The sequence below is a fragment of the Plantactinospora sp. WMMB334 genome (assembly GCF_049179095.1).
Taxonomy (GTDB): Bacteria; Actinomycetota; Actinomycetes; order Mycobacteriales; family Micromonosporaceae; genus Plantactinospora.
In genome coordinates this window covers 6,082,552-6,105,607 of sequence record NZ_JBMHME010000002.1, presented here as the reverse complement: position 1 = coordinate 6,105,607, position 23,056 = coordinate 6,082,552, and the positions used below count along the sequence as shown (strand labels likewise).

At 74.4% G+C, this 23,056-nt stretch carries 19 protein-coding genes and 1 pseudogene; 12 read left to right on the top strand and 8 right to left on the bottom strand.

From position 1 onward, the window contains the following. The first annotated feature begins 163 nt into the window (after positions 1–163). A complete protein-coding gene (locus ACN27G_RS26180) occupies positions 164–2,347 on the top strand; it encodes a DEAD/DEAH box helicase (protein WP_421495399.1) in 2,184 nt (727 codons plus the stop codon). A 111-nt stretch (positions 2,348–2,458) separates the two neighbouring features. On the opposite strand, the gene ACN27G_RS26175 is transcribed toward ACN27G_RS26180, so the two are convergent. After that, positions 2,459–3,421, bottom strand: coding sequence for an NlpC/P60 family protein (locus tag ACN27G_RS26175; protein WP_421495398.1), 963 nt, complete (start codon positions 3,419–3,421; stop codon positions 2,459–2,461). 352 nt (positions 3,422–3,773) lie between these two features. Between ACN27G_RS26175 and ACN27G_RS26170 the strand changes: the two genes are divergently transcribed. Beyond that, on the top strand, positions 3,774–4,691 hold the full coding sequence (locus ACN27G_RS26170; protein ID WP_421495397.1) for a hypothetical protein: 918 nt from the start codon (positions 3,774–3,776) through the stop codon (positions 4,689–4,691). Between the two features lie 33 nt (positions 4,692–4,724). On the opposite strand, the gene ACN27G_RS26165 is transcribed toward ACN27G_RS26170, so the two are convergent. From ACN27G_RS26165 to ACN27G_RS26155, 3 genes are all read right to left on the bottom strand, one after another. Next, complete coding sequence (locus ACN27G_RS26165) at positions 4,725–5,147, bottom strand: helix-turn-helix domain-containing protein (protein WP_421497465.1); 423 nt, start codon at positions 5,145–5,147, stop codon at positions 4,725–4,727. Positions 5,148–5,388: 241 nt separating this feature from the next. Further along, positions 5,389–6,534, bottom strand: a complete 1,146-nt coding sequence (locus ACN27G_RS26160; RefSeq protein ID WP_421495396.1) for a class I SAM-dependent methyltransferase — start codon at positions 6,532–6,534, stop codon at positions 5,389–5,391. Next, positions 6,534–8,276: a DEAD/DEAH box helicase gene (locus tag ACN27G_RS26155; protein WP_421495395.1), complete on the bottom strand. Its 1,743-nt coding sequence runs from the start codon at positions 8,274–8,276 to the stop codon at positions 6,534–6,536. The genes ACN27G_RS26160 and ACN27G_RS26155 overlap by 1 nt, the downstream gene beginning before the upstream one ends. 398 nt (positions 8,277–8,674) lie before the next feature. Between ACN27G_RS26155 and ACN27G_RS26150 the strand changes: the two genes are divergently transcribed. Further along, positions 8,675–9,388 carry a ferritin-like fold-containing protein gene (locus tag ACN27G_RS26150; RefSeq protein ID WP_421495394.1) on the top strand — a complete coding sequence of 238 codons (714 nt, stop codon included), beginning with the start codon at positions 8,675–8,677 and terminating at the stop codon, positions 9,386–9,388. An 82-nt stretch (positions 9,389–9,470) separates the two neighbouring features. On the opposite strand, the gene ACN27G_RS26145 is transcribed toward ACN27G_RS26150, so the two are convergent. Together ACN27G_RS26145 and ACN27G_RS26140 are read right to left on the bottom strand one after the other, a co-directional pair. Further along, positions 9,471–9,698, bottom strand: a complete 228-nt coding sequence (locus tag ACN27G_RS26145; protein WP_421495393.1) for a DUF3107 domain-containing protein — start codon at positions 9,696–9,698, stop codon at positions 9,471–9,473. A 60-nt stretch (positions 9,699–9,758) separates the two neighbouring features. Beyond that, positions 9,759–10,403 carry a TetR/AcrR family transcriptional regulator gene (locus ACN27G_RS26140; protein WP_421495392.1) on the bottom strand — a complete coding sequence of 215 codons (645 nt, stop codon included), beginning with the start codon at positions 10,401–10,403 and terminating at the stop codon, positions 9,759–9,761. A gap of 1,845 nt (positions 10,404–12,248) precedes the next feature. On the opposite strand from ACN27G_RS26140, the pseudogene ACN27G_RS26135 reads away from it, so the two are divergent. The 8 genes and pseudogenes from ACN27G_RS26135 to ACN27G_RS26100 form a co-directional block, all read left to right on the top strand. Next, positions 12,249–13,622, top strand: a pseudogene (locus ACN27G_RS26135) (hypothetical protein); the annotation flags it as partial. Between the two features lie 146 nt (positions 13,623–13,768). Next, positions 13,769–14,740 (top strand): alpha/beta fold hydrolase, encoded by a 972-nt coding sequence (locus ACN27G_RS26130; protein ID WP_421495391.1) that lies wholly within the window; start codon positions 13,769–13,771, stop codon positions 14,738–14,740. Positions 14,741–14,879: 139 nt separating this feature from the next. After that, the gene (locus ACN27G_RS26125) at positions 14,880–15,779 is read left to right on the top strand and encodes a DUF3152 domain-containing protein (RefSeq protein ID WP_421495390.1); all 900 of its coding nucleotides are present in this window, start codon (positions 14,880–14,882) and stop codon (positions 15,777–15,779) included. An 85-nt stretch (positions 15,780–15,864) separates the two neighbouring features. Further along, positions 15,865–16,839, top strand: coding sequence for a DUF3152 domain-containing protein (locus tag ACN27G_RS26120; protein ID WP_421495389.1), 975 nt, complete (start codon positions 15,865–15,867; stop codon positions 16,837–16,839). A 185-nt stretch (positions 16,840–17,024) separates the two neighbouring features. Continuing rightward, the gene (gene moeZ, locus ACN27G_RS26115) at positions 17,025–18,230 is read left to right on the top strand and encodes an adenylyltransferase/sulfurtransferase MoeZ (protein ID WP_421495388.1); all 1,206 of its coding nucleotides are present in this window, start codon (positions 17,025–17,027) and stop codon (positions 18,228–18,230) included. Between the two features lie 188 nt (positions 18,231–18,418). After that, on the top strand, positions 18,419–19,390 hold the full coding sequence (locus ACN27G_RS26110; RefSeq protein WP_421495387.1) for an ABC transporter ATP-binding protein: 972 nt from the start codon (positions 18,419–18,421) through the stop codon (positions 19,388–19,390). Further along, on the top strand, positions 19,387–20,238 hold the full coding sequence (locus ACN27G_RS26105; RefSeq protein WP_421495386.1) for an ABC transporter permease: 852 nt from the start codon (positions 19,387–19,389) through the stop codon (positions 20,236–20,238). The genes ACN27G_RS26110 and ACN27G_RS26105 overlap by 4 nt, the downstream gene beginning before the upstream one ends. Beyond that, the gene (locus tag ACN27G_RS26100; RefSeq protein WP_421495385.1) at positions 20,238–20,480 is read left to right on the top strand and encodes a helix-turn-helix transcriptional regulator; all 243 of its coding nucleotides are present in this window, start codon (positions 20,238–20,240) and stop codon (positions 20,478–20,480) included. Before ACN27G_RS26105 ends, ACN27G_RS26100 begins: the two co-directional genes overlap by 1 nt. A 121-nt stretch (positions 20,481–20,601) precedes the next feature. On the opposite strand, the gene proB is transcribed toward ACN27G_RS26100, so the two are convergent. After that, entirely contained in the window at positions 20,602–21,795 is a 1,194-nt protein-coding gene (proB, locus tag ACN27G_RS26095; RefSeq protein ID WP_421495384.1) for a glutamate 5-kinase, read from the bottom strand. A 69-nt stretch (positions 21,796–21,864) separates the two neighbouring features. Here proB and ACN27G_RS26090 point away from each other — a divergent pair, with 69 nt between their 5' ends. After that, positions 21,865–22,173 (top strand): MGMT family protein, encoded by a 309-nt coding sequence (locus tag ACN27G_RS26090; RefSeq protein ID WP_421495383.1) that lies wholly within the window; start codon positions 21,865–21,867, stop codon positions 22,171–22,173. 108 nt (positions 22,174–22,281) lie between these two features. Here ACN27G_RS26090 and ACN27G_RS26085 read toward each other — a convergent pair whose 3' ends face one another. Next, the gene (locus ACN27G_RS26085) at positions 22,282–22,929 is read right to left on the bottom strand and encodes a hypothetical protein (protein WP_421495382.1); all 648 of its coding nucleotides are present in this window, start codon (positions 22,927–22,929) and stop codon (positions 22,282–22,284) included. Positions 22,930–23,056: the final 127 nt, after the last annotated feature.

Sequence of the window (23,056 nt, the reverse complement as noted above, 5' to 3'; positions counted from 1 at the left end):
GCGTCCCGCCGCCCCGGTGGTGCCCTGGTAGAAAGGCCGGATGGACGGTGACCGGAGGACGGACGGCGATCGGCTCCCGGCACGGGAGGACCGGCTCCCGGCACAGCACGGCCGGCTCCCGGCAGAGCGCGATCGGCTCCCGGCAGAGCGCGATCGGTTTTCGGTGCGCGACCGGTTTTCGGTGCGCGAGCGGGCGGAGGCGGTACTGCGCCGGCTGGCGGGCGAGCACGCCCGGCTCCGGGACGACCAGTGGCGGGCGATCGAGGCGCTGGTTGTCGACCGGCGCCGGGTGCTCTGCGTGCAGCGGACCGGCTGGGGCAAGTCCGCCGTCTACTTCGTCGCGACCGCACTGCTGCGGCAGCCGGTCCGCCCCGGACCAGAGGCCGCCGAGAGCGGCAGCGACGCGGTGCCGCCGGCAGCCGGCGCCGGGGCGGCGCCCGCCGGCCCGACCGTCATCGTCTCGCCGCTGCTGGCGCTGATGCGCAACCAGGTCGAGGCGGCGGCCCGGGCCGGCATCCGGGCCCGCACCATCAACTCGGCCAACCTCGACGAGTGGGACGAGATCGTCGCCGAGATCGGGGCCGGTACGGTCGACGTGCTGCTGATCAGCCCCGAGCGGCTGAACAACCCCGACTTCCGGGACACCGTCCTGCCCCGGCTCGCCGCCACCACCGGACTGCTGGTGGTGGACGAGGCGCACTGCGTCTCCGACTGGGGGCACGACTTCCGCCCCGACTACCGCCGGTTGCGTACCTTCCTCGCCGGGCTGCCCGCCGGGACGCCGGTGCTGGCGACCACCGCCACCGCCAACAGCCGGGTCACCGACGACGTGGCCGAGCAGCTCGGCGACGCGCTGGTGCTGCGCGGGCCGCTGGACCGGGAGTCGCTGCGGCTGGCCGTCCTCGACCTGCCGAGCCCGGCGCACCGGCTCGGCTGGCTCGCCGACCAGCTCGACCGGCTGCCCGGCTCGGGGATCGTCTACACCCTGACGGTGGCGGCGGCCGGCGAGACCGCCGAGTTCCTGCGCGGCCGGGGGTACGCGGTGGCGGCGTACACCGGCCAGGCCGATGACGCCGACCGGCGGGCCGCCGAGCGGGACCTGCTGGACAACAAGATCAAGGCGCTGGTGGCGACCTCGGCGCTGGGCATGGGGTTCGACAAGCCGGACCTCGGGTTCGTGGTGCATCTCGGTGCGCCGCCGTCGCCGATCGCCTACTACCAGCAGGTCGGCCGGGCCGGTCGGGCCGTCGGCGCGGCCGAGGTGCTGCTGCTGCCGGGCACCGAGGACCGGGCGATCTGGCGGTACTTCGCCTCGCTGGCCTTCCCGCCGGAGGAACAGGTGCGCTCGGTGCTCGCCGCCCTGCGCCCCGACCGGCCGCTCTCCACGCAGGCGCTGGAGCCGATCGTCGACCTGCGCCGGACCCGGCTGGAGCTGATGCTCAAGGTCCTCGACGTCGACGGCGCGGTACGCCGGGTCCGGGGCGGCTGGCTCGCCACCGGCGAGCCGTGGCACTACGACGCGGCCCGGTTGCACCGGGTGGCGCAGGCCCGCGCCGCCGAGCAGCAGGCCATGCTGGACTACGCCTCCACCGCCGGCTGCCGGATGGAGTTCCTCCGCCGCTGCCTGGACGATCCGGCGGCCACCCCGTGTGGCCGCTGCGACCGGTGCACCGGCGCGCGGTTCGACGCGCAGGTGTCGGCGCCCGCGCTCGCCGCCGCGCAGGCGTTCCTCGGCCGCCCCGGCGTGGAGATCCCGGCGAAGAAGCTCTGGCCGACCGGGCTGGAGGCGGTCGGCGTACCGCTGCGTGGCCGGATCGGGGCGGACGAGCAGGCGTACCCGGGGCGGGCCGTCGGGCGGCTCTCCGATCTCGGCTGGGGGGCCAGGCTGCGCGCGCTGACCGGGCCGGACGTGCCGGACGCGGAGGTGCCGGAGGAGGTGGCGACCGCCGTGGTCGAGGTGCTGAAGGCGTGGGCGCACGGCGACGACCCCTGGCCCGCCCGCCCGGCCGCCGTGCTCGCGGTCGGCTCCCGGCGCCGACCCCGGCTGGTCCGGGGGCTGGCGGAGCGGATCGCCCGGGTCGGCCGGCTGCCGCTGCTCGGCGAGGTGCCGGCCCAAGAGGGCGCCGCCGCGGGTGCGCGGGGCAACAGCGCCCAGCGGGTACGCGCGCTGCACGACGCCTTCGACGTGCCCGCCCCGCTGGCCGCCCAGCTGTCCGGGCTGGCCGGTCCGGTGCTGCTGGTCGACGATCTCGTCGACTCGGGCTGGACGATGACGATCGTGGCCCGCCTGCTGCGCCGGGCCGGTGCGCCCGGGGTGCTCCCGTTCACGCTCGCCGTCGCCGGTTGAGCCTGCGCGTCGCGTCGCCGGTTGAGCCCGCGCGTCGCGTCGCCGGTTGAGCCCGCGCGTCGCGTCGCCGGTTGAGCCCGCGCGTCCTGTCGCCGGCTCCTGTCGGGACCGTCAGCCGGGCCGGCCGTAGCCGACGATCGGCTGGTAGTCGACCCGGTCGATCCGGATGCGTGTGCCGGTGCGTGGAGCGTGGATGATCTTCCCGTCTCCGACGTAGAGCGCGACGTGGTGCAGGTCGCGGTAGTAGAAGACGAGGTCACCGGCCTGCCTGGCGGCCCGGCTGATCCGGGTCACCGCCCGCCACTGCCGGGCGGCGTTGTGCGGCAGCCGTACGCCGGCGGCCGCCCAGGCGGCCGAGGTCAGCCCGGAGCAGTCGTACCCGTCGGGACCCTCGCCGCCCCACCGGTACGGCTTGCCGAGCTGGGCGTACGCGAACCGGACGGCCCTGCCGGCGGCCCCGGCGACCGGCCCGGGCAGCCGTGGGGCGGCCTCGGCGCGCGGCTCGACACCCCCGGGCAGCCGGGCGAGCCGGGCCAGCTCGGTCTCGATCGCCAGCTTCCGGGCGGCGAGCTGTCGCTCCTGTCCGCGCTGCCGGGCAGCGAGCGCCTCGACGCCCCGGCGGGCGGCGGCCAGCCGGTCGTACGCCTCGGTCAGCGCGGCGATCATCCGATGCTGCTCCCGGGTCAGCCGGTCGAGCAGGATCAGCGGATCCACCAGGTTCTCCGGGTCGGCGGCGCGGAGCAGGGTGCCGAGCATCCCGACGGCGTGGATGTCACCGGTCCGGTACGCGCGGGCGGCGATCAGGCTGATCTCGGTGCGGTGCGCCTCGATCTCGCGTTCGAGCGGCATCATCTCGGCGTGTAGCGCCGCGCTGCGCGCCCGGGTCTCCCGCAGCTCCTCGCGCAGGTCGTTGTACTGCTCGACGACGATCTCCAGCTGCTCCGCCGCCCTGGCGATCCGCTCCTCGGGATCGCCGGCCGGTGCTGCCCGGCCGGGCGCGGGGGCGAGCGCCAACGCCACGGTCATCCCGGCGGCGAGGGCGGCGGCGCGACATGGCAATGCGGTGGTCGGCACGACCGGTCTAACGATCGATGCCCGGGATAGGCGACGCATCGAAGCCACTCAGATGCGTACGGTGATCGGTGTCGCTGGCTCCCGGGGGCGGGCCGGCGGCCCTCGGCCGGTGCCGGCGGCGGGCGTCGCGGTGCCGCCGGGCCGGGACGGTAACCTGCGGATCGTGACGCGTGAACAGCCGGAGGCGCCGACGACCGGCCGGGACCGGGCGGCGCCGGCCACTGCTCCGGTTGCGCCGGCCACTGCTCCAGCTGCGCCGGGCGCTGCCCGGGCCGCGGCGACCGCTACCGGCGGGCGGACGCGGCCGGCCGCAGAAGATCCGGCCGCAGAAGATCCGGCCGCGTCCGCCGTCGTGGACCGGGGGACCCTGCGCCTCGCACTCACCGTGGGCGCGCTGGTCCTCACCCTGCTCGCCGGCTTCGCCCTCGGCAGGGTGAACGCCGGTGGCGATCCGGCGCCCGGTGCCGGCTCGGCGCCGGCGAGCGGCGCCGGCGACCACACCCATCCGCCGGGGACCGGGCCGCACGAGCATCCTGCCGGCGCGGCAGCCGGGCCGGGCGGAGCGGAGGCGGGCGGGCTGAGCGTGAGCGCGGGCGGCTACACGCTGGTGCCGGCCGCCACGACCTTCACCGCCGGGCGGGGCCAGGACTTCCGGTTCCAGGTGCGCGGGCCGGACCGCCGGGCGGTGACCGGGTACGCCGTGGTGCACGAGAAGCCGATGCACATGATCGTGATCCGGCGTGATCTCGGCGGCTACCAGCACCTGCACCCGACGATGGCTCCCGACGGCACCTGGAGCGTGCCGCTCACCCTGCCGTCGGCGGGGGTCTGGCGGGCGTACGCCGACTTCACCGCCCTGGACGCCACGGGCGGGCAGCACCCGTCGACCCTCGGGGTCGACCTGGTGGTCGGCGGCGACTACCAGCCCCGACCGCTGCCCGCGCCGGCCCGGGAGGCGACGGTCGGCGGGTTCACCGTCACCTACGAGGGAACCCCGCAGGTGGGGGCGAGCCAGCCGATGCTGTTCCGGGTCTTCACCGGTGGCAACCCGGTCACCACCCTGGAGCCCTACCTCGGCGCGTACGGGCACCTGGTGGTGGTCCGGGAGGGTGACCTCGGCTACGTGCACGTCCATCCGGAGCCCGAGCTGTCGGGCGGGGCGGTCAAGTTCTGGCTGACCGCACCGAGCCCGGGGAGCTACCGCATCTACTTCGACTTCCAGGTGGCCGGCGCGGTGCGGACCGCCGAGTTCACCCTGACGGTGCCCTGACCCCGGTCCCGCGTCACGACCGGACCGGCCCGGTCAGCCGGCGCGGCGGACCTGCCGGTGGGCGAGGTAGCGGAGCATGTCCCGGATCAGCTTCTTCTCCTCCGGCGGCACGCCGGAATCGGCCAACCGGGCCATGATCACCCGGAGATCGGCCTCCACGGGTGACTCGATCCGGTCCCGCCGGTGCGCGCCGGGCTGTTCGCCGTCGGGCAGGCCGAGGGCCCGGAAGGCCGTGCCGACCGGCACGTCCAGGGCCGAGCAGAACCCGCGCACCTTGGCCAGCTCGGGATAGTCCTGCCAGTCTCCGGCGAGCCAGCGGAACAGGGTGGAGCGGCCCACTCCGGTGTGCGCGGCGACATCGCTGACCGTCCAGCCGCGCTCGCTCTTGGCGTCGTCGATGGCACGCCGTACGAAGCGGGCGAATGCCGCCTGTGGCGAGTCCTGTGCGGCACCGATACTCAGCGGAAAGCCCTTTCGCCCGGCGTCCGGATGACGTTTCGAGAGTAATCCGGAAGGGCGGGTCGGAAAGCCGACTGATCGAACCCACCCGGCCCGTACCATCGGCCGGCCGGCATCGCCCCCGGCCGTCCGATCAGCCCGACAGTTCCGCCGATACGGCCGAAACGGGCCGGGTCAGTGCGGTGGGCCGGGTGAAGAGAAGGGCGACCGTGGTGAAGAAAGAGGCGACCCGGGTGGATCAGGGCGAGTCGAGCAGGGTCTGCAGTCGTGGCGTGAGCTGCCAGTCGCCGAGCAGCGCCCGGTAGTCGTCGCGCTGCCGCCCGGTCGGTGCGGTGCCGGTGTGCCGGGCCCGGAGCAGCAGGTTGCGCGGGGTGTGCTCGGAGTCGACGAACTCCACCACCTCGACCCGGTAGCCGTGCAGCCGGAGCAGCGCCGCCCGCAGCGCGTCGGTGAGCACGTCGGCGAAGCGTTCCCGCAGGATGCCCTGCCGCACCAGCATGTCGTACGGGCCGGGTGCCGAGGTGGTCCGCAGTTGTGCGGCGAGGTCGTGGTGGCAGCACGGGGCGGCGAGTATCCAGCGGGCACCCCAGCGCACCGCCCGGGCCAGCGCCTCGTCGGTCGCGGTGTCGCAGGCGTGCAGTGCGAGCACCAGGTCGGGGGCGGGCTCCACCGCCGCCTCCAGGATGGTGCCGGCGACGAACCGGACCCGGTCGGCGTAGCCGAGCCGCTCGGCGAGCGCGGTGTTGCGGCGCCGCTGGTCCTCGCGTACGTCCACGCCGACCAGTTCCACGTCGACGCCCCGCCCGGCCAGGTAGCGGTAGGCGGCGAAGGTCAGGTACGCGTTGCCGCAGCCGAGGTCGACCACGCGCAGCGGGCCGGTCAACCCGGCCGGCAGGGTGGCGGCGAGGGCCCGGAGGAAGGCGTCGACCTGCCGCCGCTTCGCCGCGCTGCCGCCGATCGCGTCGAAGAGCGGGTCACCGGGATCGAGCAGGTGTTCCCGGCTGCGGTCGTGCGAGACGGCCGGCGTCGCGGCCCGCTGCGCGGCGACCCGGTGCACCTGCGCCTCGCCCCGCTTGGTCACCCGCAGTTGCAGGGTGGTGCTCGCCGTCTCGACGTGCCAGTTGCCGAACGGCTCGGCCAGCAGCGCGTCGACCGCCGCGTCCGCCTCCGGCCCCGGCACGACGTTACGGGTGTACGGCCGGGCACCGTCGTCGGTGACGATCTGCAGCCGGGCGCCCGACCTGAGCGCGATCGGGCGCAGCTCGACGCGTACCACGGCGGGAAGCTGTCCGCGCCGTCGCCCGGCGGCGACGGCGCGGGTCAACCCGGGATCGAGCAGCAGCGCCCGCACCTCGGCGAGCGCGGCGTCGAGCTGCTGGGGCATCAGTCGTCGGTGGCAGCGGCATCGCCACCCGCGCCGGAACCCCGGCGACGGCGACGGCGGCGCGGCTTGGCGGAGGTGCCGGTCTCGGTCGAGACGCCGGCACCACTCTCGGCCGAGGCGCCGGCCGAGGTCGCGGTGGCGCCGCCCGGCTCGGTGCCGGTCCGGGCGCCGCCCGCCTCGCCCGCCTCCGCCGTGCCCGTGACGACCTCGCCCGCCCGGCGCCGCTGGCGCTGCCGGCGGCGTGGCTCCTGCTGGCCCGTGGACTCGCCCTCGGGACCTGCCTGGTCGGCGGGACCGCCGCTCCGGCTGCCGCCGCCGCGCCGGTCGCGGGACCTCCGCGCGCCGTCACCGCGACCCGGGCCGCGCCGGCCACCGGCGCCCCGGGAGCGCCCGCCGAGGTCCTCCTCGACCTCGGCGGAGAGCCCGGCGCGGGTCCGCTCGGCCGACGGCAGGGTGCCGGCGACGTCGGTCGGGATCTCCAGGTCGGTGTAGAGGTGGGCGGAGGTGTGGTAGGTCTCCGGAGGCTCCGGCATCTCCAGCCCGAGCGTCTTGTCGATGATCCGCCACCGGGGCATGTCGTCCCAGTCGACGAAGGTCACCGCGACTCCGGTGGCGCCGGCCCGACCGGTGCGCCCGATCCGGTGCGTGTAGGTGTCCTGGTCTTCCGGACAGTCGTAGTTGATCACGTGCGTGACCCCGGTGACGTCGAGCCCCCGGGCCGCGACGTCGGTGGCGACCAGGATGTCGATCTTGCCGGACCGGAACGCCCGCAGCGCCCGCTCCCGGGCGCCCTGGCCCAGGTCACCGTGGACGGCCGCGACCGCGAACCCGCGGAAGTCGAGATCCTCGGCGACCCGGTCGGCGGCCCGCTTGGTCCGGGTGAAGAGCATCGTGAGACCGCGCCCGCGCGCCTGGAGGATCCGGGCGACGATCTCGATCTTGTTGAGTGAGTGGGTGCGGTAGACCAGCTGCCGGGTCAGCGGCGACGGTCCGGTCTCGGCGGTGTGCCCGGCGTGGATGGTCACCGGATGCCGCAGGAAGCGTCGGGAGAGCGTGACGATCGGCTCCGGCATGGTGGCCGAGAAGAGCATGGTCTGCCGGTCCTCCGGCAGCATCGCCAGGATCTTCTCGACGTCGTCCAGGAAGCCCAGGTCGAGCATCCGGTCCGCCTCGTCCAGGACGAGTGCGTGCACCCGGTCGAGCCGGAGCTGCTTCTGCTTGGCCAGGTCGAGCAGTCGACCGGGCGTGCCGACCAGGATCTCGACGCCCTTGCGCAGCGCCTCGACCTGCGGCTCGTACGCCACGCCGCCGTAGATCGGCAGCACCCGTACGCCCCGGGTCCGGCCCGCCGCGGCGATGTCCTTGGCGACCTGGAGTCCCAGCTCCCGGGTCGGCACGACGACCAGCGCCTGCGGCAGCCCGTCGCCGCCCTCGGCCGGCGAGAAGACCCGCTCCAGGAGGGGCACGCCGAAGCCGAGCGTCTTGCCGGTGCCGGTCGGCGCCTGGCCGATCAGGTCGGTGCCGCGCAACGCGATCGGCAGGGCGTACTCCTGGATGGCGAAGGCTCGGGTGATGCCCGCCTCGGCGAGCGCGGTCACGGTCTCCGCGCGGGCGCCGAGCTCGGCGAAGGTGGGTGCCTCCGGGCGGAGTGGCGCGTCGGCCACCAGTGCGTCACCGGCGGCGATGGATTCCTCGCCGGTCAGAACCTGACCGGGTGTGATGTCTTCGATGTGCTCGCTCATGTGGTTGTGGGGGTGCCCTCTCGTGGTGCGCCCCGTTCGTCCGTAGGGCGCGGTGTCTTCTGTGGCGCGGGCCACACGGTCGACGGCTGAACGCCGAGTGGAAGACCGGGCCGCACGCGCGCGCCGGAGGGCAGATTTTCCGGAGACGATGACGGTCTCCTGGACCCTGCCTCCTTCGGCAACTGATCCATGCTACCTGAGCCCGGCAAACGGCGTCTCCGGTACGGCGACACCTCCGGCGACCGGGGTCCATCGATGTGACATCCGTTACAGATCATGTTCGTCGAGTTACCGACAGGTACGCAGGTGTCCGGAATGAGACCGCCGAGACGTGTCGCGCGGAAAGTCCTGGTCGGGACGGTACCCCGGCCCGCTCCACCGGGCGGTAGCCTGCGGGCGTGTCCGCCCCCGCAGAACCCGCCCCGGCCTCCTCTGCCGCCTCCGGCTCCGCCCCTGCCTCCGGCGGGCGGAAACCGTCCACCGCGGTCGTGGACCTGCTCGGCCTGGTCGCGTACGGCGAACTGATGGCCTTCGACCGGATGGCCGCCGACGCGCGGCTCGCGCCCGACCTGGCGCGGCGCGCCGTGCTGAGCGAGATGGCCGCCATCGAGATCGGCAGCTACCGGCGGCTCGCCGACCGGCTGACGGCACTCGGCGTCGCGCCCGGCGACGCGATGGCCCCGTTCGTGCCGGCCCTGCAGTCGTACCACGACTCGACCGAGCCGAAGGACTGGCTGGAGGCGCTGACCAAGGCGTACGTCGGTGACGCCATCGCCGACGACTTCTTCCGGGAGATGGCGACGCTTCTCGCCGAGCCCGACCGGCAGCTCGTGCTCGACGTGTTGCACGACTCCCGGTACGACGAGTTCGCCGGCAGGGAGATCCGGCTGGCCATCGAGGCGGACCCGAAGGTGGCGAACCGGCTCTCGATGTGGGCCCGGCGACTGGTCGGGGAAGGGCTGTCCCAGGCGGGCCGGACGGCCGGCGAGCGGGTGGCGCTGACCGCGCTGATCGCGACCGGCTTCGACGACCGGTCCGGCGTGCAGACACTGTTCAGGCGACTGACCGCCGCGCACACCACGCGGATGGCAGCGGTCGGCCTGAACAACTGATCCGGCGGCCCGACCGGTCAGGCTGAAGGGCCGGTCGGGCGACCGGGGACCGTTGGGCCGGTCGGCCGGAGTCAGCGGGAGATCAGCGGGCCACGAAGCCGACGGCGCGGGGAGAGGCCTCGGCGATCTCCACGTAGGCCACCTTGCCGACCGGCACGATCACCCGGCGGCCCTTCTCGTCCGTCAGCGACAGGGTGCCTTCGCTGTTGCCGAGGGCGTCGGTCACGATCTGCTCGATCTCGGCCGGCGTCTGCGCGCTCTCCAGGACCAGCTCGCGCGGCGCGTACTGCACGCCGATCTTGACCTCCACGTGACCTCCTTGTTCGGGGCGAAAGATCCGCCGTCGGAAAGGCTATCCGATCGGCGCGGCTTACGTTGAGGCCGACTCGCCCTGCAGGGGAAAGCTCGCGATCCCCCGCCAGGTCAGGCCGGCGAGCAGCGCCTCGGCCTCGGCCTTCGGCACCTTCCGCCCGCCCGCCAGCCAGAACTGGGCCGCGGTCTCGGCGGCGCCGACCAGCCCGGAGGCGAGCAGTTCGGCCCGGGACCGGCTCACCCCCGTGTCGGAGATGATGGTGTCGGTGATGGCGGCGATGCAGCCCTGCTCCACCCGTTCGACCCGCTCGCGCACGGCCGGCTCGTTGCGCAGGTCGGACTCGAAGACCAGCCGGAACGCACCGCTCTCGTGATCGACGAAGTCGAAGTAGGCGCGGACGGCCCCGCTGACCCGCTCCTTGTTGTCGGTGGTCGCGGCCATCGCGTCCCGGACCTTGGCCACGATCGCGTCACAGTGCGTGTCCAGCAGCGCCAGATACAGCTCCAGCTTCCCCGGGAAGTGCTGATAGAGGACGGGCTTGGAAACGCCGGCCCGCTCGGCGATGTCGTCCATCGCGGCCGAGTGGTATCCCTGGGCGACGAACACCTCCTGGGCCGCCGCCAGCAGCTGCTTACGCCGTGCCGAGCGCGGTAGGCGCGTTGGCCGCCCAGCCGTCTGCGCGCCGTTTCCCACCTGGGTCATGGTCACCTCCGCTTCACCTCGCACGCCGCCGACCTTGCTTCTCGGCAGAGCGGTGGGTAGATCACTCGACTGCCGAATTAGCCCGCCGCTGTAACTTATCGGCACTGCCACCACACGGTAGCCTCAGCGGGGGCGACCAAGGAGCGCACGGTGGACGAAACAGGGCAACCCGGAGCCCCCACACCGGGAGAGCACGGTAACGGGGCAGGTCCGCAGGGTGACCCGGCCCGTCCGGCCAACGGCTGGGCGGGCGACGCGGGCTGGTCCGGTGCGGAGAACGGCGTCGATGCGTCGGGGCGGCAGTGGCACCCGGTCGTCGAGCCGGCGGTGACCCGTGGCTGGGGCGACCGTGCCGCCTACACCCCCCGGCCGATCCCGGCCACGCCCGGCATCCCGATCCGCGAACTCCGGCAACCGGTCAACGGCGTGCGCCTGGGTGAGGTGGCCGAGCCCGACCAGGGCTGGTCCGGCGGTCGGAGGCTGCCCGGCGAGCCGGGCCATGCGTACGACGCGGAGGTCGTCGAGCCCGCCGACCGGTGGGGAGCCGGTCCGGACCTGCCCGCCGGTGCCGCCGTGGACTATCCGGGACAGCCGTCCGGACCGGCGGGCGAGCCGGACGCCGCCGGCACGGCGCGGCACGCCTTCGGTGATCGCGGCTACATCGAGCGCGGCTACGGCGAGCCGGAACGCGTCGGCATCGGGCCGGCCGGCCAGCCACCGCGCTGGCGGGAGCCTGCTCAGCCGGTGCACCCGCAGCCGACCTCGGCACCGCCGGCCGCGGTCTCGGGACCGCCCGGCGCCATGCCGGGCACGCCGGCCGTGACGTCGGGGCCGCCGGCCGCGATCTCCGGACCGCCGGCGATGACCTCCGGCCCGCCGGCCGGCCAGGGGGGTGCCGGTGGGGCATCTGACCCGGCCGGCGCGGCGGAGGCCGAACGCGGCCGAACCTTCCGGGCTCCCGTCGACCACGATCCCCCGCCGGTGACCGGACTGACCGCGCTCATGCCGGCCGGTCCCCGGCAACCGGACCGCTCGTCGTCGCAGGTGACCGGTCCGGAGCAGGCCGGTCCGGGACCTGGCTGGCGCCCGGTCGAGGCCGACGAGCGGGGGACGACGCCGGTCGCCCCGGCCGACTATCCGGTCCAGGAGTCGGCAGGATATCCGGGCCAGGACCCGGTCCGGGAGTCGGCGAGCTATCCGGTCCAGGAAGCGGGGACCTATCCGGGCCCCGAAGCGGCGAACTGGTCCTCCGGTTGGGCGCCGCCCTGGGCCACCTCCGGGGCGCAGCCGGAGCAGGAGGGCGTCCGGCACCTCGAGGGCCGGAACGCCGCCGAGCCGGCCCCGCAGGCCGGGCCGACCCGCGAGGCGGAGACCTCCGGCGGGCCCGAGCAGCGCTGGTCGCCGGGTTGGGCCGATCCCCAGGCGCCGAGCTGGGCCGACCCGCAGGCGCCGAGCTGGGCCGACCCGCAGTCGCCGCGCGTACCCGGATCGCAGTCGCAGCGTGCACCCGAATCGCCGCCGGCCGGGCCGGCGCACCGGGAGGGACACTCCGCGCCGGCCGGCTACCCGGCCGCCGCGCACAGCCAGCCGGTGGCGCCGGAGGGCGCCGGTCGGCGGGCCGCGCCGGAGACCCCTGGCGGTTATCCCGGGCCGGTCGCCTCCGAACCCGGGTCGCCGGGCTACCTGTCGGGGCCGGGCGGGGTGGCCGCATCGGCGCCCGGTGCGGAACCGGCGGGCTATCCCTCCGGGCCGGGCACCGAGCCGTCGGGGCCGGGTGCGCACTCCCCGGGCTATTCCCCGGGTACGGCGCCCGGTGGAGAGCGAGCCGGTTATCCGACGGCGCAACCGGGACAGCCGGCCGGCTATCCGCCGACAGGGGGCGGTTCACCGCCGGGCACCGAGCCGCCGGGCCATCCGCCGACCGGGCAGGCGCCCGGCTATCCGTACCGCCGGGAAGCCCTGGCCCTGCCCACGGCGCCGAGCTATCCCGGTTCGCCGTACCACTATCCGGAGTCGGCAGCGGCGGATCCGGAGCCGGCACCGGTGGAACCCGGTGCCGTCCGGCCCGCGGAATCCGGTGACGTGCTGCCGCAGCGGGTGCCCGCCGAGCCGGACGTGCCCACCGTGCCGGAGCCGCTCGCCCCGGAGCCGCACGCCGAAACGCCCGAACTGGCCCGGATCGCCACTCATCTGCGTCGGGAGGATGGAACGGCAGAGCCGCGCGAGCGACCGGACGGCTTCGACGTCAACGCGATCCTGGACGCGGTCCGGGGAGTCGCCGGGGTACGCGACGCTTCGCTGCGTACCACTCCGGCCGGCGCACACAGCCTGCGCCTCGACCTGGCCGACGGAGCTGATCCGGCGGAGGTGAGCCGGCACGTGGCGCGGCTGCTCCAGGAGCGGATGGGCCTGGCCGCCGCCCCGCAGAACCTGCCCGCCCAGCCGGGTGGCGACCCGGGCCTCGCCGACGGCCCGGCCCGGCCCGGCGTGGCCCGGCCCCGGCAGGTGCCGCCGGCCGAGCCGGAGACCCGGGCTGAGCCTCCGTCCCGGGCCGAGCCTCCGTCCCGGGCCGAGCCTCCGTCCCGGGCCGAGTCCCCGTCCCGGGCCGAGCCGGCGACCGAGGAGCCGCGTCGGCGGCGCCAGGGGCCGGGGCACCGGGGCAGGGCAACGGTCGGGCAGCAGCCAGCGGAGGGCGGCCGGAGCGGGTCGCCGATCAGCGGCAACGCCAGCACGGTCGGCAGCTCCTACTCCGGAAGCCCGGTGACCACCACCGAGACGGCACCCTCCCGGCCACTGAACCCGGGCGCGCCGCCCGGCCCACGGGTGATCATCGACCACGTGCAGGTGAGCACCTTCGGCCTGGACGCCACCGTCGAGGTACGACTCGCCGCCGGCAAGCAGCCGGCGACCGGGCTGGCCACCGGTCCCGCCGTCGACGGGTACGTCCTGCGGCTCTGCGCCGTGGCGGCGGCGGCGGCCATCGACGAGCTGCTCAGCGCATCCACCCGGGTCACCGAGCGCGGCCGGTGCTTCGTCGAGCACGCGGCGGTGGTGCCGTTCGGCAGATGCGAGGTGGCCACCGTGGTGGTGCTGCTGGTCTGCGACGGCTGGGTCGAGCAGCTCGCCGGCTCGGCGCTGGTCTCCGGCGACCCGCGCCAGGCGGTGGTCCGGGCCACGCTGGCCGCCGTCAACCGCCGGCTTGAGGCGTTGCTCACCTGATTCGGTCGGCCGGGCCGCCCGGGCGGCGGTGCCAATCCGTACGAACCGGGGCGGAGGGGTGCGGACGTGCTGTCCGCCGTGCCGGACGCCGTGCCGGCTTCACCGGCCCGGCGGCGTGATCACCGCGCTGCCGGCACACTTGGTGCATGAGGCGTGCGCTGCTGGCGGCGGACGAGTCGATCGTCCTGGGCGAGATCCCATCACCCTGGCCTGGCCAGGGCGTGCGGATCGATGGCTCGATCACCCACGTCCGGCGTACCCCGGCCACCCGCGAGGGCGCCGAACCGGCGCTGTACGTACACGGGCTGGGCGGCTCGGCGCAGAACTGGACCGACCTGGCCGGCCTGCTGGCCGACCGGCTCGACGGGCACGCGATCGACCTGCCCGGATTCGGGCTCAGCGATCCGGGGCGGAAGTACACGATCGCGGCCTTCGCCGACCGGGTCGTCCGGTACATCGAGCACTCCGGTCGGGGTCCGGTGCACCTGTTCGGCAACTCCCTCGGCGGAGCGATCTCGGTGCGGGTGGCCGGTCTCCGCCCCGACCTGGTCCGTACGCTCACCCTCATCTCCCCGGCGATGCCGTTCCTCGATCCGCGCCGCTCGCTGCAGGGCCGGGTGCTGCCGCTGCTCGCGGTGCCCCGGGCGGAACGCCTGGCCGCCCGCTGGCTGACCCAGTTGCCGCCGGAGGAGATGGCCCGGCAGGTGATGGAGGCGTGCGTGGCCGACACCCGCCGGATCTGTGACCAGCGGCGGATGGAGGCGATCGAGGAGATCCGGATCAGGTACACCGCCGAGCACTACGCGGCGGCCTACGTGCGTACGCTGCGCGGCCTGGTCGGCAGCTTCGTCCGGGCCTACCTGCCGGGCTCCGGTTCGCTGTGGCGGATCGCCGGGCAGATCACCGCGCCGACGCTGGTGATCGGCGGCGGGCTGGACCGGCTGGTCGACATCCGGGTGCCGGCCCAGGTGGCCCGGTTGGTGCCGGACAGCCGGCTCCTGCTGCTGGCCGGCGTCGGGCACGTCCCGCAGTTGGAGGTGCCCCGGACCGTCGCCCGGGCGGCGCTCGCCCTGCTGGACGAGACCAGCCCGCGGCCGGCCGTCCGGCTGATCTCCTAGCCCGCCCTCTGCACACGCGTTGCCTGCTGATCTCGTAGCCGGCCCTTTTGTGGGCGCCGGCCGGGTGCGGCGGCGACACCTGCGGGTGACCTGAGGAGCGGATGCAACCAAATGATCGGGTCGGGCGTACCAAGTAGGCGTGCAGATCAACAGGAAGCGCCAACGTCCCGCAAACGGTTCCGACTCTCCGGAGCCCGACACGCTGCCCCGGCGGCGGCCGTGGCGGCGCCTTCCGACGCTGGCGGTGCTGCTGTTGAGCGTGGCCGGCGCGGTGGCGGTGATCGGGTTGCTGGTGCCGCCCGCCGACCGGTTGGCGGCGGAGCAGTCGGTCGGCGGCCGGGCGGCCGGACCGACGACTCCGGCGACCGTCGCGACGCCGACCCCCGCCACACCCACCTCCGCCCCCACACCGAGCCGGCCGCCCGCACCCGTGCTGCGGCTGGCGGGGCCGGTGCCGTCGACCGGGCCGGGTAGTTTCACCTACGCGAGCGGCCGGGGCGAGGTGGCGGGCCGGGCCGGAGCGGTACGACGCTACCGGGTGGCGGTGGAGCGGAACGTCGACGAGCACCTCCCGGATTTCGTCGCCGAGGTCGACGCCGCGCTGGCCGACTCCCGGAGTTGGACCGGCAGCGGACGGTTGCGGCTGCAGCGGGTCCCGGACCGCGCCGGCCACGACTTCACGATCTACCTGGTGACCGCCGGTACGGCCCGCACGATGTGCGCGGCCTCCGGAGTGGACATCCGGGTCGACGGCAAGCCGTACACCTCCTGCCGGGGCTTCGGCCGGGTGATCATCAATCTGGACCGCTGGATGTTCTCGGTGCCGCACTACGTGGCGGGCAAGGTGCCGCTGGACCGCTACCGGACGTACGTGGTCAACCACGAGGTGGGGCACGAGCTCGGCCACGGCCACGAGCGGTGTCCCCGGGACGACCGGCCCGCCCCGGTGATGATGCAGCAGACGCTCTTCCTGGACGGCTGCGTCGCGAACCCGTGGCCGTACCTGGGCGGGAAGCGCTACGCCGGCCCGGCCCGATAGCTTCCGTCGTCGCGGCCGTCCGGCGGGCGGCGGCGCGGCGTTGATCCTGGACGATGGCCCGCCGGCATGGAAGGCTGAGCCCGCCATGGCGAATCCGGCAAACCCTCCCGACCACGGTCGTTTCCCCGCGCCGCCGGATGGTCTGGCCCCCGAGACGACGACCGCCGGCCGGGCCGCCGCGCGCCCCGGCCGGCGGGCCGCCGCGCACCCTGGTGGGCGGGCCGCCGCGCAGCCGGGTAGGGGGGCCGGCGTCCGCTCCGGGGGCCGGCTCGAACGGCAGTGGGTCGCCGCCGCCCAGGCCCGGCGGCGGCGACGGCGGGCCGTCGCGCTCGCGCTGCTGGCGGTCGCCGCCGTCCTGCTCACGGTCGGGCTGGTGCACACCCGCCCGTCCGGGTCGGGCGTGGCGGCGGCGTCCGGCGGGGGCGGTGCGGTCGCCGGGGCGGCGAGCACGGCGGCCGGGCGGAGCGGTCCGGCGACCGATCCGGGCGCCGACTACCCGACCACCGGTCCGGGCACCTTCGGGTACGCCACCGGCGGCCGGGTGCTCGGCAGGGCCGGTACGCTGCGCCGCTACCACGTCGCCGTGGAGCAGGGCATGGGCCAGGAGGTGGCGCCCTTCGCCGCCGCAGTGGACGCGGTGCTCGGCGACCCCCGGGGCTGGACGGCGTCGGGGAAGCTCCGCCTCCAGCGGGTCGCGAAGGCGACGAAGGCACAGTTCACCGTCTTCCTGGCCACCCCGGGCACCTCGGAGCGGCTGTGCGGCACCGCCGGGCTGCACACCGGGCGGTACGGCTCGTGCCGGTTGCCGGGACAGGTGATCCTCAACGTCGCCCGCTGGCTGACCGGGGTGCCGGAGTACGGTGCCGCACTGGAGGTCTACCAGGCCTTCGCGCTCAACCACGAGGTCGGGCACGAGCTGGGCGAGTCGCACCAGGGCTGCCCCCGGCCCGGCGCACCGGCGCCGGTGATGCTCCAGCAGACGTACGGGCTGCGTGGCTGCGCGCCGAACGGCTGGCCGTACGTTGACGGGCGCCGGTACACCGGCCCGCCGATCCCGTAGCCGGCCGGGACCCGCACCCGTACGGCACACCCCACCGCGTCCCCGGAGCCGTGCCGTTCCGTCTCCGGCGGTTATTCCCACTCCCGCATGTCGGGCAGGTGTTCCACCTCATGGTCGAGCACGGCTCCGGCGAGGAACAATGGCCGGACATGCCATTGTCGATGCGCTCAGCCACCGGCTGAGCGGTGATCGGAACCGGGGAGTCCACCGTGTCACTGCCCCCGCTCGTCGAACCCGCCGCCGAGCTCTCCGTTGACGAGATTCGCCGCTACTCGCGCCACCTGATCATCCCGGACGTCGGGGTGGAGGGGCAGAAACGGCTGAAGAACGCCCGGGTGCTCTGCGTCGGTGCCGGCGGTCTCGGCTCGCCCGCGCTGATGTACCTCGCCGCGGCCGGGGTCGGGACGCTCGGCATCATCGACTTCGACACCGTCGACGAGTCCAACCTCCAGCGCCAGATCATCCACGGCCAGTCGGACGTCGGCCGGTCGAAGGCCGAGTCCGCGGCGTCGAGCATCCGCGAGATCAACCCGCTGGTGCAGGTGGAGATCCACAACACCGCGCTGGACCGGGACAACGTGCTGGAGATCTTCGGCCAGTACGACCTGATCGTCGACGGTACGGACAACTTCGCCACCCGCTACATGGTCAACGACGCGGCGGTGCTGCTCGGCAAGCCGTACGTCTGGGGGTCGATCTACCGGTTCGACGGGCAGGCGTCGGTCTTCTGGGCCGAGCACGGCCCCTGCTACCGCTGCCTCTACCCGGAGCCGCCGCCGCCCGGCATGGTGCCGTCCTGCGCCGAGGGCGGCGTGCTCGGCGTGCTCTGCGCGTCGATCGGCTCGATCCAGGTCACCGAGGCGATCAAGCTGCTCACCGGGATCGGCGAGCCGCTGGTCGGGCGGCTGACGGTCTACGACGCGCTGGAGATGTCGTACCGGAAGATCAAGGTCCGTAAGGATCCGAACTGCGCGCTCTGCGGGGAGAACCCGACCGTCACGGAGCTGCTGGAGGACTACGAGGACTTCTGCGGCGCCGTCTCGCCGGAGGCGGAGGCGGCGGTGGCGGACGCCACCATCACGGCCCGCGAGCTGAAGGAGTGGCAGGACGCCGGCAAGGACATCTTCCTGGTCGACGTCCGGGAGCCGGCCGAGTACGAGATCGTCCGCATCCCCGGGGCGACGCTGATCCCGAAGGGTGACATTCTCTCCGGCGCGGCGCTCGCCTCGCTGCCGCAGGACAGGCAGATCGTGCTGCACTGCAAGTCCGGCGTACGCTCCGCCGAGGCGCTGGCGGCGGTGAAGGCCGCCGGCTTCCGTGACGCGGTGCACGTGCAGGGCGGCGTGCTCTCCTGGATCAAGCAGATCGACCCGTCCCTGCCCGCCTACTGATCCCCGGGTCGACCCCACGTCGACGCCCACTCCGACCCGGTCTCCCGGCGCGGGGCGGCTCCACTCCGGAGCCGCCCCGCGCCGCGTCTCCGGCGCACCGTCATCGCCCGGTGATCGTCCTTGCGCGAGCGTGATGTAGTAGATGTACTATCTGCTCGCGCAGGAATTAGACGAGGGGGTGTAGATCTATGACCGTCGCCGAGACCCCGGGCCGGACTTCCGAGCCCGCCGGACCGCCGGTCGAGCGGCCGGTGCTGGAGGTCCGTGATCTGCGGATGCGCTACGGCAGCACCGACGTGCTGACCGGCGTCAACTTCACGGCCCGGGCCGGCGAGGTGCTGGCACTGCTCGGCCCCAACGGTGCCGGCAAGACGACCACCATCGAGATTTTGGAGGGGTTCCGGATGCGCTCGGCCGGCGAGGTGGCCGTGCTCGGGGTGGATCCGGCGCACGCTGACGAGCGGTGGCGCGCCCGGCTCGGTGTGGTGTTGCAGTCCTGGCGCGACCACGCCAAGTGGCGGGTCCGCGAGCTGCTCGAACATCTCGGCTCCTACTACCGGTCCTACTCCACCGACCGGATCCGGCGCCCCTGGGACACCGGCGACCTGATCGACGCCGTAGGGCTCAATCCGCACGCCGGCAAGCGGGTCGGCCAGCTCTCCGGCGGGCAGCGGCGGCGGCTGGACGTCGCGATCGGCATCGTCGGCCGCCCCGAGGTGCTCTTCCTCGACGAGCCCACCGCCGGCTTCGACCCGGAGGCCCGGCGCGAGTTCCACGACCTGGTGCACCGGCTCACCGACCTGGAGCAGACCACGATCCTGCTGACCACCCACGACCTGGACGAGGCCGAGAAGCTCGCCGACCGGATCCTGATCCTGGCCGGCGGGTCGATCATCGCCGACGGCTCGGCCGACGAGCTCTCCCGGCGGATGTCCGGGGAGGCCGAGGTCAGGTGGAGCCGGGACGGCCAGCGCTTCGTGCACGCCACCGCCGATGCCACCGGCTTCGTCCGGGAGTTGTTCCAGCAGTACGGCGACGGCATCGCCGACCTGGAGGTGCGGCGGGCCAGCCTGGAGGAGACCTACATGGCGCTGGTCCGGGAGTCCGAGTCCGGCCGGAGCCTGGCCACGCTCCGCGAGTTCGAGGAGGCGAGCCGGTGAACCCGATCATGATGGCGATGCGGGCCGGCCTGCGGCGGGGCGGGATCGAGGTGCGGCAGACCCTGACCAATCCGCAGGACCTGTGGAACTATCTCTTCCCCAACCTCGCGTTCCTGCTCGTGCTCTTCTTCATGCGTGACGCCACGGTGCCCGGCACGGACTTCTCGCTCGGCGCCCGTACGCTGCCCAGCGTGCTCGGTGGCGGCATGGCGTTCGGAGCCCTGACCACCATGATGATGACCCTGACGGTCGAGCGGGAGGACGGCACGCTGCTGCGGGCCAAGGCGATCCCGAACGGCATGCTCGGCTATCTGGTCGGCAAGGTGGTGCAGGTCGCCGGGATGAGCCTGATCGGCGCCGCCATCCTGGTGGTGCCCGGGTCGCTTCTGGTGGACGGCGTGGAGGTGGACGGTGCCCGCTCCTGGCTGACCCTGGCCTGGGTGGTGCCGCTGGGCCTCTTCGCCTGCCTGCCGCTCGGCGCGATCTTCGGCTCGATCTTCGACAACCCCCGCAACATCGGCATCATCATGCTGCCCATCATGGGCCTCGTCGCGACCTCGGGGATCTTCTATCCGATCACCACCTTCCCGGTCTGGTTGCAGTGGGTCGGCCAGGCGTTCCCGATCTACTGGCTGGGTCTGGGCACGCGCTCGGCACTCCTGCCGGACGAACTGGCGGCGGTGGAGATCGGCGGCTCCTGGCAGCATCTGGAGACGTTCGGCATGCTGGCCGGCTGGGCACTACTGGGTCTGGTGGTGGCACCGATCGTCCTGCGCCGGATGGCCCGCCGCGAGTCCGGGTCGAGCGTCGCCGCCCGGAAGGAGAAGGCGATGCAGAGGGTCACCTGATGAGCGAGGCAATCTACAACCGCATCGCGGTGCTGCGGGCGGAACGCGGGATCTCCCGGCGGGAGCTCGCCGACGCGCTCGGGGTGCACTACCAGACGGTCGGTTACCTGGAGCGGGGCGAATACAACCCGAGCCTGCACCTGGCGCTGCGGATCGCGCGGTACTTCGAGGTCTCGGTGGAGGTCGTCTTCTCCACCGAGCCCTTCCCCCGGATCGGCGCCCCGCAACGCGCCAGCGTCTGAGCGCGCCAGCGTCTGAGCGCGCCAGCGTCTGAGCGCGCCAGCGCCTGAGCGCGCCAGCGCCTGAGCGCGCCAGCGCCTGAGCGCGCCAGCCGGGACGGGATGCGCGTGGGTGCCGTCGGGATCAGACAAGCAGGACCAGGTCGTCGCGGTGCACGACCTCCCGCTCGTAGCCGGGACCGAGGGCGGCGGCGAGTTCCGACGTGGAGCGGCCGAGCAGGCCGGGCAGCTCCACCGCGTCGTAGTTGACAAGTCCACGGGCGACCGCCGCCCCCGCGCCGTCCACCAGGTCCACCGGATCACCGGCGGTGAACGTGCCGTCGACGGCGGTGATCCCGGCCGGCAGCAGGGACTTGCGCCGGGCCACCACCGCCTGCACCGCGCCGGGGTCGAGGTGCAGCCGCCCCCGGGGCGAGGTGGCGTGGGCCAGCCAGAAGAGCCGGGCCGCCGGCCGCTGCCGTACCCGGTGGAAGAGCGTGCCGACCGGCTCGCCGGCCAGCGCCGCCGGGGCCAGCGGGGTGGCGGTCAGCACCACCGGGATGCCGAACCCGGTCGCGATCCGGGCCGCCTCGACCTTGGTGACCATGCCGCCGGTGCCGACCCCGGCCCGGCCCGCGCGACCGATCGCCACGTTGGCCAGGTCCTCCTCCTCGCGGACCTCCTCGATCCGTACGGTGCCGGGCCGGGCCGGATCACCGGTGTAGAGGGCGTCCACGTCGGAGAGGAGCACCAGCAGGTCGGCGTGGACCAGCGCGGCCACCAGGGCGGCCAGCCGGTCGTTGTCGCCGAACCGGATCTCGTCGGTGGCGACCGTGTCGTTCTCGTTGACGATCGGCACCGCGCCGAGGTCGAGCAGCTTCCGCAGCGTCCGGTAGGCGTTGCGGTAGTGCGCCCGCCGGGTCACGTCGTCCACGGTCAGCAGCACCTGGCCGACGGTGCGGCCGTGCCGGGCGAACCCGGCCGAGTAGCGCCCGATCAGCAGCCCCTGCCCGACGCTGGCGGCGGCCTGCTGGGTGGCGAGGTCGCGGGGCCGGGCCGGCAACCCGAGCGGGGCCAGCCCGGCGGCGATCGCCCCGGACGAGACCAGCACCAGCTCCCGCCGCTCCGCCGCTCCGCCGCTCCGCCGGCGCCCCGCCCCGGACGGCCGCCGGCCGGGCTCCGCGGCGGGGCCGGCGACCGGACCACCCGCCAGCCAGCCGGCGAGTACGTCGCCCAGCGCGTCGACCCGCTCCGCGTCGAGTCCACCGGCGGCGGTGGTCAGCGACGACGAGCCGACCTTGACCACGATCCGGCGTGCTGTGGTGACTGCTTCCCGCACCCGCCCATTCTGCTCGCCCGGCCGGGTTGCCCCGCCGTGCCGCCCCGTACTCCCATATCGTGGCAGCTGATGACACCCGAGGAGTACGTCGAAGAGGTGCTCGCGCTGGTCGAGCGGATCCCGCCCGGCCGGGTGATGTCGTACGGCTCGATCGCCGACCATCTCGCCGACCGCTCCGGCCGGTCGTCGGCCCGGCTGATCGGCTCGATCATGGCCCGGCACGGTGGCGGGGTGCCCTGGTACCGGGTGGTCAACTCGGCCGGCCGGCTGCCACCCGGACACGAGACCGAGGCGCGGGCCCGGCTGCGCGCCGAGGGCACCCCGTTGGGCAGGACCGGCGTCGACATGGCGACCGCCGACTGGCGTCCGGCCGACTGACCCGCCGAGCGCCCGACAGCCGTGCCGGTTTGCGGCGCACCGCGACCCACGCCCGCCACAAACCGACTGACGCATCGCGCGCCCGACGGCCGTGCCGGAGGGGTGTGGTCAGGTCGGCAGCGGAAACCGCTCGGCGCTGCGCCGCAGGATGCGCTCCCGGTCCGGGCCGCCCGGCACGGTCACCAGCAGGCAGCCCGAGCGCGGCGCGACCGAGGCCGCCGAGCCGAGCAGGTTGGCGCTGCGCACCAGCACGGCGGCGAGTTCGGTGTCGCGGATCCGTACCCCGAGAATGGTGGTGCGGACGTGCCGGCCGGCGGCGAGCAGCGCGGCGCGCCAGGCGGCGGCGGCCAGCGCCTGCCGGCGGGCGTGCCGGGGCGCCGAGGCGCCGACGGCGGCCGGGTCGAGCAGGGCGGTACGCCCCTGCCGCCAGCCCATCGACAGCACGCCCGGCTGCCCCGGCTCGGCGACGTGCAGGCGGTGCAGCTCGTAGCGGCGCCGGACACCGGCGGTGACCCGCTCCGACCGGGCGGGTGTGCCGAGCCGGGCCAGCAGCTCCGCGAGGCGGGTCGCGGCAGCCTCCGAGCTGAACTCGGCCACCAGAGTGGTCGGCTGCCGCACCTCCTCCGCGCGGATGCACCTGACCAGGCACGCCGCCTCGAAGGCGTCCGCCAGCGAGGCCCGGTCCAGCAGGCTGGTTCTGCCGGACGGCCGTGGGGGCGGTGGCGTCAAGGCGTACGCCCCGGTGCTCCAGACCATCTGTCGCCCCCCGTACTCGCGACAACCAACTACCGTCAACGGTGGCCGTTGGCGCTGCGGGACGGTAGACATCGCTCGAAGGCTTGAGCAAAATTTGCGTTGGGTGTCGATCATCGCCGGGGTGGTG